The sequence below is a fragment of the Caulobacter sp. SSI4214 genome, assembly GCF_012184455.1.
GTDB classification, from domain to species: Bacteria; Pseudomonadota; Alphaproteobacteria; order Caulobacterales; family Caulobacteraceae; genus Caulobacter; species Caulobacter vibrioides_E.
This window is the reverse complement of record NZ_SZWJ01000095.1, coordinates 1-16,229: the sequence shown is the minus strand read 5'-3', so window position 1 is coordinate 16,229 and position 16,229 is coordinate 1. Positions and strand designations below refer to the sequence as shown.

Here is a 16,229-nt window from a genome sequence, read left to right as displayed (position 1 = left end):
GGAAGGCGATGTCGGCGGCCTCCGTGGCGGTCAGGTCCGCGCCCGGCGAGACCCCGGCCAGGTCGCCGCCCATCGGCTTGATCAGCGGCTTCAGCGCCGGCGAGGCCGAGGCGACCGCGCTGGCCGACTGGATGTCAAGGTTCAGCCGGCGCGACAGGGCGTAGTCGACGCCGTTCTTCAGCGACGCCGTCCCCGGCGCGGCGCCGTTCATCGCCGCGTTCATCAGGCGCGTATAGTCGGCGTCCTTGGTCTGGGCCTGGGCCAGCTGGAAGGTCAGCTGGGCGGCGTCGTTCTGGCCGGCCTTCAGCTGGCAGAAGGTCCGCAGGCGCAGCCAGTAGGCGGCGCCGCGATCCACCGTGAGGGCCTGTTCGGCTTGGCAGGCCTTGTCGTCGTCGCCGGCGATCAGCGCCGCCTCGGCGATGGCCATCGACAGCGCGCCGCTGCCGGCCGCGCCGGTCGCGCGGTCGAGAATGGCGTTGGCGCCCTTGGCCTCGCCCAGGGCGATCAGGGCCAGGGCTCGCTGCGCGCCCATGTCGGCGTTGTCGCCGACGCCGACCGGGCCGTTGGCGCCCGTCGACAGCAGGCGCCGCGCCAGGCTGGCGAAGGCGGGCGACAGCGGCTTGGACCCGGCCAGCTTGGGGACGACGTCGCGCATGATGTCCGGTGCCGTATCCTTCCACAGATCGCCGCCGATCCCGGTCCGCGCCGCGGGGCTGGAGAAATAGTCCGGCGGCGCCAGGGTCTTGACCTTGACCTCCTCCTGCGCCGCCGAAACGGCCGGGGTCAGAACCAGGGCGAGCAGCGCCGCGGCGCTGGAGGAACGCTTGGAAAGGATCATGGACCGGTTATGACGCATGACGCGGATCTCGCAAACTTGGCGGTTTGCCCAAGCCTCGTGTAAACCCGCGACCGCATCATGACCGAACATCCCGAACCCGCCCCCGACCTTCACGGAGACCTCGCGCCGCTGCGCGAGAAGACCATCGTCCTGGTCGGGCTGATGGGCGTGGGCAAGTCCAGCGTCGGACGCCGCCTGGCCGGGGTGCTGGACCTGCCGTTCCGCGACGCCGACAACGAGGTCGAGGCCGCCGCCGGCCGCTCGATCCCGGCCATCTTCGCCGAGCTGGGCGAGAGCGCCTTCCGCGATGGCGAGCGCCGGGTGATCAGCCGCCTGCTGGACGAGCCGCCGCACGTGCTGGCCACCGGCGGCGGCGCCTTCGTCAATCCCGAGACCCGGGCCCTGATCAACCAGAAGGCCGTCTCGGTCTGGCTGAAGGCCGATATCGACCTTCTGGCCCGCCGCGTCTCGCGCAAGGACAACCGGCCGCTGGTCAAGGGCAAGGATCCCGTCCAGGTGCTGACCGAGCTGGCCAAGACCCGTAACCCCGCCTATGCCGAGGCCCAGGTGCACGTCCAGACCGGCGACACGCCGCACATGGTGGCCGTCGAGGCCATCCTGGCCGCCCTGCGCGCCCGGCCGCCTGTCGCGCCCTCGTAGGAGTCTCGCCATGATCCGCACCGTTCCCGTGGGCCTGGGCGATCGCGCCTACGACGTCGTCATCGGTCCTGGCCTGATCGACCAGGCCGGCGCGCGGATCGCGCCGGTGCTGGGCAAGCGCAAGCGGGTCGCCGTCGTCACCGACGCCCATGTCGGCGAACACCACGGCGAGCGCCTGGCCGTCTCGCTGGAGAAGGCCGGAATCTCGGTCGACGTCATCACCCTGCCGCCGGGCGAGGAGACCAAGAGCTTCGAGCACCTGGCCGAGCTTTCCGACCGCCTGCTGGCCCTGGGGCTGGAGCGCGGCGACCAGATCGTGGCCTTCGGCGGCGGGGTCGTCGGCGACCTGGCCGGCTTCGCGGCGGCGATCTACAAGCGCGGCATCGACTTCGTGCAGGTCCCGACCACCCTGCTGGCCCAGGTCGACAGCTCCGTCGGCGGCAAGACCGCCATCGACACCCCGCGCGGCAAGAACCTGATCGGCGCCTTCCACCAGCCGCGCCTCGTCCTGGCCGACCTCGACGTGCTGGCCACCCTGCCCGCCCGCGAACTGGCCTGCGGCTACGCCGAGATCATCAAGTACGGCCTCTTGGGCGACTTTTCCTTCTTCGAGTGGCTGGAGACCAACGTCGCCAAGGTGCTGGACCGCGAGGTCGACGCCCTGGTCCGCGCCGTCGGCCGCTCGGTGGAGATGAAGGCCGAGATCGTCGCCGAGGACGAGAAGGAAGCCGGCCGCCGCGCGCTCCTGAACCTGGGCCACACCTTCGGCCACGCGATCGAGACCGAGGTCGGGTTCGGCGACCTGCTCAAGCACGGCGAGGCCGTGGGCGTGGGCATGGCCCAGGCGTTCCGCTTCTCGGCCAAGCTGGGCCTGTGCCCCAGCCAGGACGCCGTCCGCGCCGAGGCGGCGATCAAGGCCGCCGGCCTGCCGACGACCCTGGCCGACGTGCGGCAGGAGCCCTTCGACGCCGACGCCCTGATCGCCCACTGCGGCCAGGACAAGAAGGCCGAAGGCGGCAAGCTGACCTTCGTCCTGGCGCGCGGCATCGGGGATGCTTTCGTGGCCAAGGACGTGGACCGCGAAGCGCTGCGAGCGTTCTTGGCGGAGGAAGGGGCGGTTTAGGGTCCCTACTCCTCCGTCTCCCCGGCGAACGCCGGGGTCCAGATTCATCCGCCGCGGCTTGGGCTTTCGCGACCAAGCGCCCGATCAGGATCTGCAACGCTCTGGGTTCGATCTGGGCCCCGGCATTCGCCGGGGAGATCGGGTGTTGGGGAAACTTATCCAAGCCCCCTTCCCCCTTGATGGGGGAAGGGCCGGGGATGGGGGTGACCTGCCGAGGTTAGTCCGCGCGCGGCATCCGCCGCAGCATCACCCCCACCCTACCCTCCCCCATCGGGGGGGGAGGGACCGAGGGCTTGCTTCGGCCTCTCGCGCACTATCTTGGCGCGGCATTCAACGCGTTAGCCCAGGCCGCGAAGTCTTCTTCATCATAAAGGTATTTGCGATCGCCGCCGAAAGTGTCCGCACCCGCGATCGCGGTGAGCGCATTCCATGCGGCAAGGTCCGTGACATGAACCTGGTGGCCAGGAATGCGATCTTCGGCGAGCCAGTTTCCCGCCCAAGAGGAAGCAAGCTCGCGATCTGTGCGCCCCGCCACAAGGTCTTCCAACTTGGCGAGTACATCTTCGCGCGTCGGCTGATCGACGCTGGATACGGTGGATTTCATGCCGAAAGACTAGCGTAGAGCGTGAGCCGGAGAAATGTCAGCCCGCTACAGCGGCTATCTGAAAACTCGCCGTTCCGGCGTTCCGCCCCTCCCCCGCCTCGCCGCCATCGCCTAAAACACCCCCATGCTCACCGCCCTGCTCGGCCTCGCGCCCATCGTCATCGCCCTGCTGACCCTGTCGGCGCTGTTCTCGGCGGCGGAGACGTCGATGACGGGGGCCAGCCGCGCGCGGATGCACCAGCTGGAGCGCGAGGGCGACCGGCCGGCGCGGCGGGTCAACAAGCTGCTGTCCGACCAGGAGACGATGATCGGGGCGGTGCTCTTGGGCAACAACCTGATCAACATCCTGGCCTCGGCCCTGGCGACCCAGGTGCTGACGGCGGTGATCCCCGGTCCCTGGGGCGTGGCGGCGGCCACGGCGACCATGACCGTGCTGGTGCTGGTCTTCGCCGAGGTGCTGCCCAAGACCGTCGCCATCGTGCGCTCCGACGACGTCGCCCGGGCGCTGTCGGGCCCGACCCTGTTCATCGTCCGGGCGTTCGGCCCGATCATCTATGTGATCCAATGGATCGTCCGCCGCGCCCTGCGGGTGTTCGGCGTCAAGTTGGACATGGCCGTCGACGTGCTGGCGGCGCACGAGGAGATCCGCGGCGCGGTCGACTATCACCACTCCGAAGGCCTGGTGGAGACCGACGACCGGCGGATGCTGGGCGGGGTGCTGGACCTGTCGGACATGGACGTCTCGGAGATCATGGTCCATCGCAAGTCGATGGTCCTGCTGGACGCCGACCTGCCCGCGCGCCAGTTGGTCGAGACGGTGCTGGAGGCTCAGCACACCCGCATCCCCGTCTATCGCGACGAGCCCGAGAACATCGTCGGGGTGCTGCACGCCCGCGACCTGCTGAAGGCCCTGGCCGAGGCCAAGGACGGGGTCGAGGGCCTGGACATCGCCGCCATCCTGCGCGAGCCGTGGTTCATTCCCGACACCACCAACCTCAAGGACCAGCTGAACGCCTTCCTCAAGCGCAAGAGCCACTTCGCCCTCGTGGTCGACGAATATGGCGCGCTGCAGGGGCTGGTGACTCTGGAAGACATCCTGGAAGAGATCGTCGGCGAGATCGAGGACGAGCACGACACCGCCCTCGACGGCGTGCGCCGCCAGCAGGACGGTTCGGTCAATGTCGATGGCGACGTCACCGTGCGCGACCTCAACCGCGCGCTGGACTGGCGGCTGCCCGAGGGCGAGGCGGTGACCATCGCCGGCCTGGTGATCCACGAGGCCCAGACCATCCCGGAACCCGGCCAGACCTTCATCTTCCACCGCCACCGCTTCCAGGTGCTCCGTCGCCAGAGAAACCAGATCACGGCGCTGCGGATCAGCGCGCCGCTCGACGAGGACGCGGACATCTGATTTCGAACCGTCGCCGGGAACCGATCGCTCGACCAAACGTTTGCGGTCTCTCGGGACCGGGGGCGGTCCGTTGGACAAAGAGGGCGTTTTGGCCGGTGTCTTGGCTGATAGCGAGGCGCGCGACAGCGACGCGCCGGACGCTGGCCTTTCGCCGGCCGCGCTGGAACGCGCGCTCGCCGAGGAGATCCGCAGGTCCGACACCCTGGCCCGCGTGACCGAGGCAGTCGCCTCCAGCACCGACATCGACACCTGCGTGCAGGTGGTGATCGACGGCGCCCGCGAGATCAGCGGCGCGGCCTTCGGGGCCTTCTTCTACAATCAACTCGAACCGGACGGGGAGTCCTACGCCCTCTACCGGCTGTCGGGCGCCGCGCCGGAGGCGTTCGCGGACTTCCCGCGGGTGCGCAAGACCGCGCTCTTCGCCCCGACCTTCGAGAACACCGGCGTCGTGCGCTCCGACGACATCACCCAGGATCCGCGCTACGGGCTCAACGCGCCGCGAGAGGGGATGCCCGAGGGCCATCTGCCGGTGCGCAGCTACCTCGCCCTCCCCGTCGCCACGCGCCGGGGCGAGGTCCTGGGCGGGCTGTTCTTCGGCCATCCGCTGCCGGGACGCTTCACCGCGCGGGACGAGACCCTGCTGGTCGGCCTGGGCGGACAGGTCGCCGCGACGATCGAGTCGATCCGGCTGACGGCCGGCGCCGTGGCCGAGCTGACCGAGCGCCGCCGCGCCGAGGAACGGCTGAAGTTCGCCCTGGACGCCGGCGGCATGGGGTCCTGGGACCTGGACGTCGCCACCCACGCCTACGAAGCGTCCGACCTCTGCAAGCGCAACTACGGTCGCGCGCCCGAAGAGCCGTTCACCTTCGCCGACCTGATCGCGACCCTGCATCCGGACGACCGCCCCCGCGTCCTGGCGGCGATCGACAGCGCCATCCGCGACGGCGCCGACTACGATGTCGAGTATCGCGTGGTCCTTCCCAGCGGCGAACTGCGCTGGCTGCACGCGCGCGGCCGGGCGGCCCAGACCGCCGACGACGGCGGCGCGCGGCGCCTGGCCGGGGTGTCGCTGGACATCACCGACCGCAAGCGCGCCGACGAACGCCAGAAGCTGCTGGTCAACGAGCTGAACCACCGCGTGAAGAACAGCCTGGCGACCGTGCAGTCGATCGCCGCCCAGACCCTGCGCTCCAGCGCCTCTCCCGAATTCTTCCGCGAGGCCTTCGAGACCCGCCTGATCGCCCTCTCCCAGACCCACGACCTCCTGACGCGCGAGAGCTGGGCCGGCGCCAGCCTGCGCGAGGTGTTCGACGTCGAGCTGCGCGCCATGGCCGGCGAGGACCGGGTCACCTTCGCCTACGAGGCCGATGTCCGCCTGAATCCCAAGGCCGCCGTGGCCCTGGGCATGGGCATTCACGAGCTGGCCACCAACGCGGTCAAGTACGGCGCCCTGTCGGTTCCGGGCGGCGGCGTGGACGTGACCTGGACGGTGGAGGAAGACATTCTGCGCATGGTCTGGGCCGAGCGCGGCGGTCCGCCCGTCACCCCGCCCGCCCGGCGCGGCTTCGGCGCCCGACTGCTGGAACGCGGCCTCGCGGCGGAACTATCCGGCGGCGTCGAGCTGAACTATGATGCCGAAGGCCTCGTCTGCCAAATGGCGTTGCCCCTGCGCGCGCTGGAGCCCTGACACATGAAGACACTGTCGTCCCTGAAGGTCCTGGTCGTCGAGGACGAAGCCCTGGTCTCGATGCTGGTCGAGGACATGCTGACCGACCTGGGCTGCGCGATCGTGGGGCCGGCGGCGGAAATCGAGGAAGCCCTGCGCCTGGCCGGTTCGGCCGACATCGACGCGGCCCTGCTGGACGTCAATCTGGGCGGCCGGCCGATCTTCCCGGTGGCCGACGCCCTGAAGGCCCGCGGCGTGCCCTTCGCCTTCGCCAGCGGCTACGGCGAAGCGGGGCTGTCCGACGACCATCGCGGCGCCGCGGTGCTGCAAAAGCCCTTCCGCGAAGCCGACCTGCGCCGGGTGCTCGAAGGCCTGGTCGGCGAGACGGCTTAGGGCGCGAAGGGCTGGCGGCGAAACCCCGCGACAAGAAAAAAGGCTCCCACCTCGCGGCGGGAGCCTTTTAAGCGGTTGGAGCCGGGTTCGCGAACCCGGCTCTCTTTCGATGCTTAGAACTTGGCGTTGACGGTGAACTGATAGCTCCGACCGATCGAGCCGGTCGTCGGGCCGTAGATCGTGCCGTCGCGCTGGTCCTCGAAGCGCTTGTTGCCGACATTGATGACGTTCAAGCGCAGGTTGACCTTGTCGGTCAGCTCATAGCCGAAGAACAGGTTGTAGACCGCGTAGCCATTGCGATTGAGGTACGGGTTGACCTCGATCGTCGCCGGCGTCGCGCCGTTGAAGCGAATGGTGTCGCTGACGGTGTTGATGTTCACGCTGGTCGAGAACTTCTTCAGCGAGTAGGCGATCGTGGTGGCGGTCTGCCAGCGCGGCGTGCCGATCGACCCGATGTAGTATTCGTTGTCGGCGGGCAGACCGGTGCTGCTGAACGTGGACTCCAGGATCCGATACAGGTTGCTGTTGACCGAGATCCGGCCCCAGTCGCTGTCGCGACCGAACAGTTCGGCCACCTTCTTGCGATAGCTGACGACGATGTTCACGGCCCGCAGGTCGGTCTCGGCCAGGTTAAGGTAGGTCGAGCTCCAGCCATCCTTCAGAGCGAACTTCAGGGTCGAGGCCGGCTCCGAACCCGACGCGTAACGCGCGAAGGCGTCGCAGGTGTTGGTGCCGAACTGCGCCGAGTTGTTGGGATAGGCGGCGGAGTCATAGCAATAGCTCGACAGCTGATCCAGCGACACGCGGCTCAGCTGTTGTTTCAGCTTGATATCCACATAGTCGGCCGACATCCGGAAGTTCTTGAGGAACCGCGGCTCCAGCACCACGCCGGCCGTCCAGCTTTCGGCGTGTTCCGGCTTCAGACCCATGTTGCCGAAGCGCGCGCCCAGTAGCGATTGCGACGGCGGGGTGAAGGAGTTGAGGAAGTTCAGGGCGTCGGCGTCGGTCGTCGCGTAGCCGGCCTTCTTCACGTCGGCGATACAGTTGGCCTTGCGCTGGGCCGGGTTGACGCCCGAACCGATGTTGGCGGTCGAGCAGGGATCGCTGGGCGTGGTGAAGGCCGGTTGACCGCCGAGGAACAGCTCCACGCCGTCCGGCTGGCGGATCGAGCGGGTGATGTTGCCGCGGAAGGCGATGTCCTTGATCGGCTGGAAGGTGCCGGCGATGGACCAGATCCGTGCCGGGTCGCCGTCATATTTCGGGTTGATCGTCTTGCCGAGCGCGTTGACGAAACTCGGCGCGCTGCCCGTCTGCTTGGACCACCGCACCGCCGGGTTCAGCTCCAGGCGTTGGGCGAAGGGCAGCTTGAAGTCGCGGCCCAGCAGCGGGATGTTCAGTTCGATGCCGTATTCCTCGGCCGTCGTCTGGTACTGGGTGCGCGCGATCGCCGCCGAACGGGTGCGACCGGCCGACGAAATGTCGTCAACCTTATAATCGTTGTCGGTCGTGCGACGCTCGGCCGACAGGGCCAGGCCCACGGGACCGCCCGGCAGGTTGAACAGGTCGCCCGTCAACGACCCTTGCAGGAACGTCTGGGTGTTCTTGAAGGCGAAGAACTGCTGAGCGGTCACATAGGACTTGGCGGCGGCCGACATCTGACCATAGCCGAACGGGTTCAGCGGCTGACAGCCGTCGATCATCGACTGGGTGACGACGGGCGTGAACTGCTGCTTGGCGATCATGCCGTTCGGCAGGACCGTGTCCACCAGGTTGACCGTCGCGCCGGCCGGCGTCTTGCCCAGATAGGCGGCGGGGTTGGTCTTGGCCCGGCAGACGATGTTGCCGGTGGCGTCGCGCACCGCGTCGATGGCCAGATTGTATTCGACGTCCCTGATGCCGGTGAAGTCGACGCGGCCGCTCGAACGGCCCCAGGTGTACGAGGCGTCCCAGCTCCAGTTGCGACCGAACAGATTGAAGTCGCCCTTGGCGCCTTGAACGAGGTTGCTGGTGTCGGTCTTACCCCGCATCGGGTTGTCGCCCAGGATGTCCTGGTTCGTGCGGGCCATGATGAAGTTGCCAACCGAGTTGACCGCGCCCGAGTCCCGCAGCACCTGACGCGAGGCGTCGCTGAGGAAGGGATTGTCGATGCTGACCACCAGACCCGACGACTCGACCGACGTGGTCGTGACCGCGTTCGACGGAGCCGACTGGCGCGGCAGCAGGGTGATGACCGACGAGAAGATGTTCTGGGTGTAGACGGTCAGGTGGTCGTTGACGTCGAACGTCCCGAACAGCGTGCCGACCCGACGCTTCTGCGCGTTCTGGATCAAGTTATAGCGGCTGCTGTCGAAGCCCTTGGTGCCCGGCGCGGCGGAAAGCACGCCCTGGTCATTGGGGCCGATATTGGCGAACGACCAGTTCACGGCCTGGCCATTGTCGTTGAACCGCACCGGACGGGCGACGAACGGGAACAGGGCGCTGGTGGCCGGATCGGTATTGGCGACGCGCGGCATGTTCGCATACAGCGAGCCGATGATCAGGTTGATGTCGGTGTTCGGGTTCTTGGCCAGATACTCGCGCAGCGTCGGCAGCTTGCTTTGCAGCACGTTGACGGCGAGCGTGGTCTGCTGGGCGGCGGTCAAGCCGGCCGGCGGGGTGACGCCGTACTTGGCGAAGACGGCGGCGGCCGTGACGCCGGTCGGCAGCGAGGTCGGCGCGAAGTTCGGGAAGGTGCCCGCCGGCGCGGTCGTGCTGTAGAGACCATTGCCGGTCGGAACGCCGGGGACAAGCTGGCTCGAGCCCGAGAACACGGCGGCCGAGCCGCCGCCGCCCAGGCAGGTGCCGACGCCGACGATCACGTTCGAGCAGGCCCCCGTCGCCGTCGAGGCGAAGGCGACGCCCGACGGCCACTGCATGCCGGTGCGCGCGTTATAGGCATAGGCCGTCGACGGAATGCCGTCGTCCGACGTCCGCAGGAAAGCGCCGTTGTTCAGGTTGGCCACGTCGATGGCGGCCGTCGGGGCGAAGGCCGGATTGCGCTTCGAGCCGTTGAACGCGTTGTTCACCGCCGTCGCGGTGTCGATGATCCACGGGCGCTTGTCCCCATAGAGGGCGTCGGTCTTGGTGTCTTCGAACGAGAACACCAGGTTCGCCCGGTCGTTCAGCAGGTTCGAGCCGAAGATGGCGTTGACGCTGTAGCGGTTGGCGTCGCCCTTCTCCGAGGTGCGGAAGGAGGCCTGGGCCTCGGCGCCGACATACTTGTCCTTGATGATGTAGTTGATCACGCCGGCGATGGCGTCCGAACCATAGGCGGCCGCGCCGCCGACGGTCAGGGTGTCGACGTGGTCGATCATCTGGGCCGGGATGGCGCCGATGTCGACTTGCGAACCGGCATAGTTACCCGCGACGAACAGGGTGGCGGCGTTGCCCGACACCATGCGGCGGCCGTTCACCAGCGTCAGGGTGCGTTGCGGACCAAAGCCCAGCAGGTCCGCGAAGGCGGTGCCAAGGCTGGAGGTCTGACCGCCGTTGCTGCCGTAGGGGCTGGCGCCGGAATTGACCTGCGGCTGGCTCAGAACGATGTCGTAGGCGTTGGTGAAGCCGCGCTGAATGATCTCTTCCTTGGTGACCTGCACGCCGGGAATCGTCCCGTCGAACTGCGGCCGCTTGATCCGCGAACCGGTCACCACGACTTCCGTCACCGTCGACGGGTTAGGGTTGGTGTCTTGGGCGCGGGCGACGCCGCCCAAAATCGCGCTGAACGCGACGCTCGCGAGCAAAATAGACTTCATCTTGGACATTCCCCCAGCGTCCCCGAACCGTGATGGGGACTACAGCGCAGCTTGCGTGCCACGAGCCGAAGGGAATTTGGACAGAAATGTGTCGACAAAGATAAATTTTTTGCAATGTGTTACCTAGCTGCAATAACTTCGCCCACATGCTGCCGTGGTGAAGGCAATGCGAGCACCGCCTAGGCCCGGCGAGAACTCCCAACCGCCAATCAAGCCTTCAACGCGGTCGCTTCGGCGCAAAATTCGACGGCGCGATGTCGCCGACCGACGGTCCTTCGCACAAAAAATTACCCATACTTGCCAGCACCGGCCGCGTGAAAGACCCCCGCGCGGGGTAAATTTTTCCAAATTTGTCATCCACCGGTCAGAATTGTGACCTTTGAGTAACAGCTGACGCCTTCGAAGGCCCAATTCGGCCATGATTGCTTCTAGCGACGCCGGAAACCGGTAACTTGTCCCTTGAGGAATGGCCCTCTGACGCCCATGCGCGGCTGACGCGCGGGGCAAGTATCTTCGAGGACAACTGGATTATGGCGTTGAAACACAAGCTGCTCCTGGCGACGACGATGCTGGGCGGGCTGACGGTGTTCGCTCCGAGCGTGACCCTGGCGCAAACGGCCGCCGCCACGCCGACGGCTGAAAACACCGCCGTCGAGGAAATCGTGGTCACCGGCTCGCGCATCCGTCGCGACACCTTCAGCTCTCCGGTCGCCATGTCGGTGATCGGCGGCGAGCAGATCCGTGAATCGGGCAACACCTCGATCGCCGAGACGCTGCTCGAAGTGCCGATGATCAACGCCAACACCAACGCGCAGAACTCGTCGAGCTCGCTGTACCTGGCCGGCCAGGCGCGCGCCGACATCCGCGGCCTCGGCTCGACGCGCACGCTGGTGCTGATGGACGGCCGCCGGATCGTCAACTCGGACGCCTCGTCGCCGGGCGTCGACCTGAACCTCATCCCGTCGATGATGGTCGAGCGCATCGAAACCATCGCGGGCGGGGCCTCGGCCGTGTACGGCTCGGAAGCCATCGCCGGCGTCGTCAACGTGCTGATGAAGAAGAAGTACGAGGGCATCGAGTTCGACGCCCAGGTCGGCGTGTCGGGTCAAGACGACGGCCGCGAGCGCCGCCTGTCGTTCCTGGCCGGCCACAGCTTCCTGGACGGCCGTCTGAACGTGCTGGTCGGCGGTGAAGCCGCGCACTCGGATCCGATCTACCAGAAGGATCGCGATTGGGCGTTCCCCGGCATCCGCCGCAACACCCTGGTCAGCCCGCAGACCATCCTGCCGGCCACCCGCTCGAACACCGCCCCGACGGCCACCTTCCAGCTGGTCGGCGGCGCGCTGGGCACGGCCAAGTCCGTGACCCTGGACTATCGCGACCCGACCAAGGTCGTCGCCCTGAGCGCCCCCTGCTCGACCCCGACCGTCCAGCCGACCTGCCAAGATGAATCGCTGATCTACAGCGCCATCTACAACGCCCTGCAGGGCGAGACCGACCGCAAGACCTTCCGCACCTATGTCGACTATCAAGTCACCGACAACGTGAAGGCCTTCGTCGACGTCAGCTACGCCAAGGTGAAGGGCTTCGGCATCTTCCAGCCGGCGTTCTCGTCGGCCGCCGGCGGCGGCACCATGCCGGTGACCCTGAAGGGCGACAACGCCTATCTGAACGGCACGGACGCCACGGCCACCGCCCTGCGCAACGCCTGGACCGGGGCCGGCAAGGCCCTGACCTCGACCGCGACCGCCAACGTCGGCAAGTTCTGGGTCGAGTTCGGCGGCCGTAACGTCTCGACCGACCGCGACACGACCCGCGTCGTCGGCGGCATGGAAGGCAAGTTCAACACGCTGAACCGCGACTTCCACTGGGATTGGTACGCCCAGTACGGCGAGACCAACGGCAAGACGACCTCTTTCAACGTTCCGATCGTAGCGCGCGTTCAGCAAGCCACCGACGCGGTCCTGCTGAACGGCCAGATCGTCTGCCGCGACGCCACCGCGCGCGCCAATGGCTGCCAGCCCTGGGACCTGATCCATGGGCCCTCGGCCGCCGCCGTCGCCTGGACCAACGCCCAGTCGACCAGCGACCAGAAGGTCAAGCAGACGGTTCTGTCGGGCAACCTGACCACCGATCTGTTCACCCTGCCGGCCGGCCCGGTCGGCGTGGCCGTGGGCGCTGAATACCGCAAGGAAGAAAGCCAATTCAGCCAGGACGCCCTAGGCGCCTCGGGCGCGCTGTTCTTCAACTCGATCGGCAACCGCGGCGGCAAGTACGACGTGCGTGAAGCCTACGGCGAAGCGCGCATCCCGCTGCTGAAGGACCTGTTCCTGGCCAAGGACCTGTCGCTCGAATTCGCCGGCCGCCTGGCCGACTATTCGACGATCGGCCACACCAAGCAGTACGAGATGCGCGCCGAATGGGCCCCCGTTCGCGACATCCGCTTCCGCGCCAACCAAGGCAGCGCCGTTCGCGCCCCGAACATCGTCGAACTGTTCGCGCCGCAAAGCGTGAACTTCACGACGGCCGCCATCGACCCCTGCGACAAGGACTCCTACGCCGGCGCCAACGCCGCGCAGAAGGCCGCGCGTAACGTCACCTGCGCCGCCGCCATCCCGGGCTGGAATTCGTCGACCTTCGTGTCGAACATCGGCACCGGCCGCCCCTCGCTGCAGCTGCTGCAAGGCGGCAACCCGCAGCTGGGTCCGGAAACGGCCAAGACCTACCAGCTGGGCGTCGTCGTCCAGCCGCGTTGGGTCCCGCGCCTGTCGGTCTCGCTGGACTTCTTCAAGTACAACATCGCCGATCAGGTCGGGACGATCCCGATCAACACCCTGTTCCAGCAGCTCTGCTATGACTCGACGGCGGCCTACGCCAGCAACCCGTACTGCGCTCTGATCCAACGCGATCCGACCGGCACGAACGGCGGCGCGGTCGTCGGCGGCGTCAAGCAGGTCGTCCTGACCAACCAGAACGTGGCCAAGATCAAGGTCGAGGGCTGGGACGGTTCGGCCGAATACGGCTTCAATCTGGAAGACCTGGTCAAGCGCGACCTCGGCTCGCTGGCCTTCCGTATCGACGGCACCTGGATGTACCGCTGGGCCCTGCAAGGCCTGCCGGGCCAGACCTACACTCAGCTGGCCAACAACGTTTCCAACGCCACGCCGCGCTGGAAGGCCCAAGGCTCGGTGCAGTGGACCTACAAGAAGTTCTCGGCCGGCTGGACGACGCACTTCATCGGTTCCATGGCCTCGACGACGGCCTTCACGCCGTCGCAGCTGGATCCGTACTACACGGGCGACTACTTCATGCACGACGTCCGCGCCAAGTACGAAGTCGACGACAAGCTGGTCATCCGCGGCGGCATCCAGAACGTCACGGACAAGCACCCGCCGTACCTGCCGGAAACCCTCACGGGCACCGGCACCGGTTCGTCGAGCTACGACAACCGCGGCCGCTTCTACTATGTCGGCGTGACGATGCGTTACTAACAGACGGAGCTTCCGCCGGGTCCGAAAAGGTCCCGGCGGAACACCGCCCGAACGGAAAAGGGGACGCCTTCCGGCGTCCCCTTTTTTGTTGTCGAGACAAGAGCTGCGCGCCCTATTCCAGATCGCGCGGCCCGAACGACTGCGGCAGCAGGGTCCAGAAGTCGGTGCGTTGCGTGGGGCGCCCGGCTTGCACCGAGACGATCTCGCAGGTCTTTCCCGCGAACTCGGCGATGCGCTGGCGGCAGGCGCCGCAGGGCTGGACCACGGCGTCGGAGCCGGCGGCGATCAGCACCCTGTCGATGACCCGCGAGCCGCCCGCCGTGATCATCGCCCCGATCGCCGTCTGCTCGGCGCAGGTTCCGACCGGATAGGCCGCGTTCTCGACATTGACGCCGTAGTGGACGCGTCCCTCGTCGTCGATCACCGCCGCGGCGACCGTGAAGGTCGAATAGCGCGCGTAAGACCGCGACAGCAGTCCCGGCAGGGTCGCGGCGGCTTGGGTTTCGAGTTCGGGCGATGCGGTGACGTCGGCGCTCATGCGGTTCCCTGCCTTCCGGCGGGATCGCGCCGGGGAGAGAGGCAATCAGTCGCGGGCCGTCAAATCAAGCGGCAAAAAGGAGAGCTCGGAACAAAAGTAAGGATCGCCTTACTTTTCGCCCGGCGCCGTCGCGACGATCGACAGGGCGTGGACCGGACCGGCCAACTCGTCGGCCAGCGCCTTCATCACCAGGCGCTGGCGGGCCACGCGGGGCTGGCCCGCGAAGGCCGCCGACTCGATTCTCAGCGTGAAGTGGCTCTCGCCCGCGCCGCTGTGCCCCGCGTGACCGTGGTGGCGGTCGCTGTCGTCGACCAGCTCCAGGCGCGTCGGCGAAAAAGCCTCTTCCAGCTTGCGGCGAAGGGTGTCGGCGACGGCGCCCATGATGCGACTCTTGCTTGTCAATCCTTGAACGGAAATAGCGCGCGACTACTCTAGACGCCATGAGCCGGCCGTTCGAGTACCGCCCCAAATTCACCGACATCCGGGTCCGGCCGCCCAAGCAGGGCGAAGACGACCCGGTTCACGACGTCCTGGGCCTCAAGCCCGGCGAAAAGCGTTGCGACCACCCCGACTGTCGCCTGCCCGGCTCGGCCAAGGCGCCGAAGTCGCGCGACCTGCCGGGCCAGCACTACTGGTTCTGCCAGCAGCACGCGGCCGAGTACAACAAGAACTGGAACTTCTACGCGGGCATGACCGAAGCCCAGATCCGCGCCGAGCAGGAGTCCGAGCGGATGACCGGCGGGCGCCCGACCTGGAGCTTCAAGGCCGACGCCAATTCGCGCGAGGCGGCCGCCCAGGCCGCTCGCGACGCCCGCGCCTTCGCGGACCCGTTCGGCCTCTTCCGCGCCCAGCAGCGCCGGGCCGAATCCCAGCGCGCGGCCGCCGAGCGCGGCCTGGGCAAGCTGGAGCGCCAGGCCCTCGCGGACCTGGACCTCGAGGCCGGCGCCGACAAGGCGGCCATCAAGGTCCGCTACAAGGAGCTGCTCAAGCGCTGCCACCCCGACTCCAACGGCGGCGACCGCAGCGCCGAGCACAAGCTGCAGCGGGTCATCAAGGCCTATAAGCAGCTGCAGAAGTCGGGTCTGGTTTAGGCCCCCGTTGGACCGGGCCGCGAAGGTCCAGCTTGGTTCCGATCCGGGATGAACCGTCATAGGGTTCGGTCGCTCGGCCGATCGCGACGACTGGGCGGACCCGAAGGAGGCCAAGATGGCGCAGACCCGACGTTCCCTGCTCGCCGCACCCGTGGCCGGCGCGCTGACGGGCGGACTGGCGGGCGGACGGGCGGCTGGCGCTGACGCCGCGGGACCGACCGAGCCGCCGTCGGCCGCCGCGCTGCTCGAACGCTATGTCGCCCTCGGCGGCAAGGCCAGCGGCGGTCCCGGCGACCTGGCCTGCGGCGAATGGATGGCCCAATGGCTGACGACGCGCGGCTTTTCAGTCGAACGCCAGGCCTTCGACGCGCCCTTTTTCGAGGCGACCGAGACGTCGTTCCAGATCGGCGAGGCCCGCGCCGCCGTCATTCCGCAGGCCATCGTCCGGCCCACCGGACCGGACGGGATCGAGGGGCCGGTGCTGGTGCGCGATCCCGAGGACGCGGCCAGCCCGGCGACCGACGCCATCGTCGTCATCCGCCTCCCCTACGGACGCTGGAGCACCGCGGCGGCCCCGGCCGTGCGCGGGCCGGTCGAGGCGGCGCTGAAAGCCGGGGCGCGCG

At 67.8% G+C, this 16,229-nt stretch carries 11 protein-coding genes and 2 pseudogenes; 8 read left to right on the top strand and 5 right to left on the bottom strand.

What is annotated here, in order from left to right; all coding sequences use genetic code 11:
* Window positions 1–856 (bottom strand): annotated as a pseudogene (locus FCU40_RS19590) (hypothetical protein); the annotation flags it as partial.
* 60 nt (window positions 857–916) lie between these two features.
* Between FCU40_RS19590 and FCU40_RS19585 the strand changes: the two are divergent.
* Complete coding sequence (locus tag FCU40_RS19585; protein ID WP_168077243.1) at window positions 917–1,498, top strand: shikimate kinase; 582 nt, start codon at window positions 917–919, stop codon at window positions 1,496–1,498.
* Between the two features lie 10 nt (window positions 1,499–1,508).
* Window positions 1,509–2,621 (top strand): 3-dehydroquinate synthase, encoded by a 1,113-nt coding sequence (gene aroB, locus FCU40_RS19580; RefSeq protein ID WP_168077242.1) that lies wholly within the window; start codon window positions 1,509–1,511, stop codon window positions 2,619–2,621.
* Window positions 2,622–2,934: 313 nt separating this feature from the next.
* Here the strand turns inward: aroB and FCU40_RS19575 are convergent, their stop codons facing one another.
* Window positions 2,935–3,225, bottom strand: coding sequence for a hypothetical protein (locus FCU40_RS19575; protein WP_168077241.1), 291 nt, complete (start codon window positions 3,223–3,225; stop codon window positions 2,935–2,937).
* 124 nt (window positions 3,226–3,349) lie between these two features.
* On the opposite strand from FCU40_RS19575, the gene FCU40_RS19570 reads away from it, so the two are divergent.
* The 3 genes from FCU40_RS19570 (at window position 3,350) to FCU40_RS19560 (ending at window position 6,695) form a co-directional block, all read left to right on the top strand.
* On the top strand, window positions 3,350–4,636 hold the full coding sequence (locus tag FCU40_RS19570) for an HlyC/CorC family transporter (RefSeq protein ID WP_168077240.1): 1,287 nt from the start codon (window positions 3,350–3,352) through the stop codon (window positions 4,634–4,636).
* A gap of 100 nt (window positions 4,637–4,736) precedes the next feature.
* Entirely contained in the window at window positions 4,737–6,323 is a 1,587-nt protein-coding gene (locus tag FCU40_RS19565; protein ID WP_241693656.1) for an HWE histidine kinase domain-containing protein, read from the top strand.
* 3 nt (window positions 6,324–6,326) lie between these two features.
* A complete protein-coding gene (locus FCU40_RS19560; RefSeq protein ID WP_004622009.1) occupies window positions 6,327–6,695 on the top strand; it encodes a response regulator in 369 nt (122 codons plus the stop codon).
* A gap of 113 nt (window positions 6,696–6,808) precedes the next feature.
* On the opposite strand, the gene FCU40_RS19555 is transcribed toward FCU40_RS19560, so the two are convergent.
* Window positions 6,809–10,486, bottom strand: coding sequence for a TonB-dependent receptor (locus FCU40_RS19555; RefSeq protein WP_168077238.1), 3,678 nt, complete (start codon window positions 10,484–10,486; stop codon window positions 6,809–6,811).
* Window positions 10,487–11,016: 530 nt separating this feature from the next.
* On the opposite strand from FCU40_RS19555, the gene FCU40_RS19550 reads away from it, so the two are divergent.
* Window positions 11,017–13,977, top strand: a complete 2,961-nt coding sequence (locus FCU40_RS19550) for a TonB-dependent receptor (protein WP_168077237.1) — start codon at window positions 11,017–11,019, stop codon at window positions 13,975–13,977.
* A gap of 112 nt (window positions 13,978–14,089) precedes the next feature.
* On the opposite strand, the gene cdd is transcribed toward FCU40_RS19550, so the two are convergent.
* A complete protein-coding gene (gene cdd, locus FCU40_RS19545; RefSeq protein ID WP_168077236.1) occupies window positions 14,090–14,515 on the bottom strand; it encodes a cytidine deaminase in 426 nt (141 codons plus the stop codon).
* A 108-nt stretch (window positions 14,516–14,623) separates the two neighbouring features.
* Window positions 14,624–14,899 carry a BolA family protein gene (locus FCU40_RS19540; protein ID WP_081612968.1) on the bottom strand — a complete coding sequence of 92 codons (276 nt, stop codon included), beginning with the start codon at window positions 14,897–14,899 and terminating at the stop codon, window positions 14,624–14,626.
* Between the two features lie 56 nt (window positions 14,900–14,955).
* Here FCU40_RS19540 and FCU40_RS19535 point away from each other — a divergent pair, with 56 nt between their 5' ends.
* Both FCU40_RS19535 and FCU40_RS19530 read left to right on the top strand, forming a co-directional pair.
* The gene (locus tag FCU40_RS19535; RefSeq protein WP_004622018.1) at window positions 14,956–15,606 is read left to right on the top strand and encodes a J domain-containing protein; all 651 of its coding nucleotides are present in this window, start codon (window positions 14,956–14,958) and stop codon (window positions 15,604–15,606) included.
* 115 nt (window positions 15,607–15,721) lie between these two features.
* A pseudogene (locus FCU40_RS19530) lies at window positions 15,722–16,229 on the top strand (hypothetical protein); the annotation flags it as partial.

What these genes read in the sequence shown, in the direction of transcription:
- FCU40_RS19575 (WP_168077241.1), bottom strand. Translation starts at nt 3,225, where the DNA reads ATGAAATCCACCGTATCCAGCGTCGATCAGCCGACGCGCGAAGATGTA.
- cdd (WP_168077236.1), bottom strand. Translation starts at nt 14,515, where the DNA reads ATGAGCGCCGACGTCACCGCATCGCCCGAACTCGAAACCCAAGCCGCC.
- FCU40_RS19560 (WP_004622009.1), top strand. Translation starts at nt 6,327, where the DNA reads ATGAAGACACTGTCGTCCCTGAAGGTCCTGGTCGTCGAGGACGAAGCC.
- FCU40_RS19585 (WP_168077243.1), top strand. Translation starts at nt 917, where the DNA reads ATGACCGAACATCCCGAACCCGCCCCCGACCTTCACGGAGACCTCGCG.
- FCU40_RS19570 (WP_168077240.1), top strand. Translation starts at nt 3,350, where the DNA reads ATGCTCACCGCCCTGCTCGGCCTCGCGCCCATCGTCATCGCCCTGCTG.
- aroB (WP_168077242.1), top strand. Translation starts at nt 1,509, where the DNA reads ATGATCCGCACCGTTCCCGTGGGCCTGGGCGATCGCGCCTACGACGTC.
- FCU40_RS19555 (WP_168077238.1), bottom strand. Translation starts at nt 10,486, where the DNA reads ATGAAGTCTATTTTGCTCGCGAGCGTCGCGTTCAGCGCGATTTTGGGC.
- FCU40_RS19550 (WP_168077237.1), top strand. Translation starts at nt 11,017, where the DNA reads ATGGCGTTGAAACACAAGCTGCTCCTGGCGACGACGATGCTGGGCGGG.
- FCU40_RS19535 (WP_004622018.1), top strand. Translation starts at nt 14,956, where the DNA reads ATGAGCCGGCCGTTCGAGTACCGCCCCAAATTCACCGACATCCGGGTC.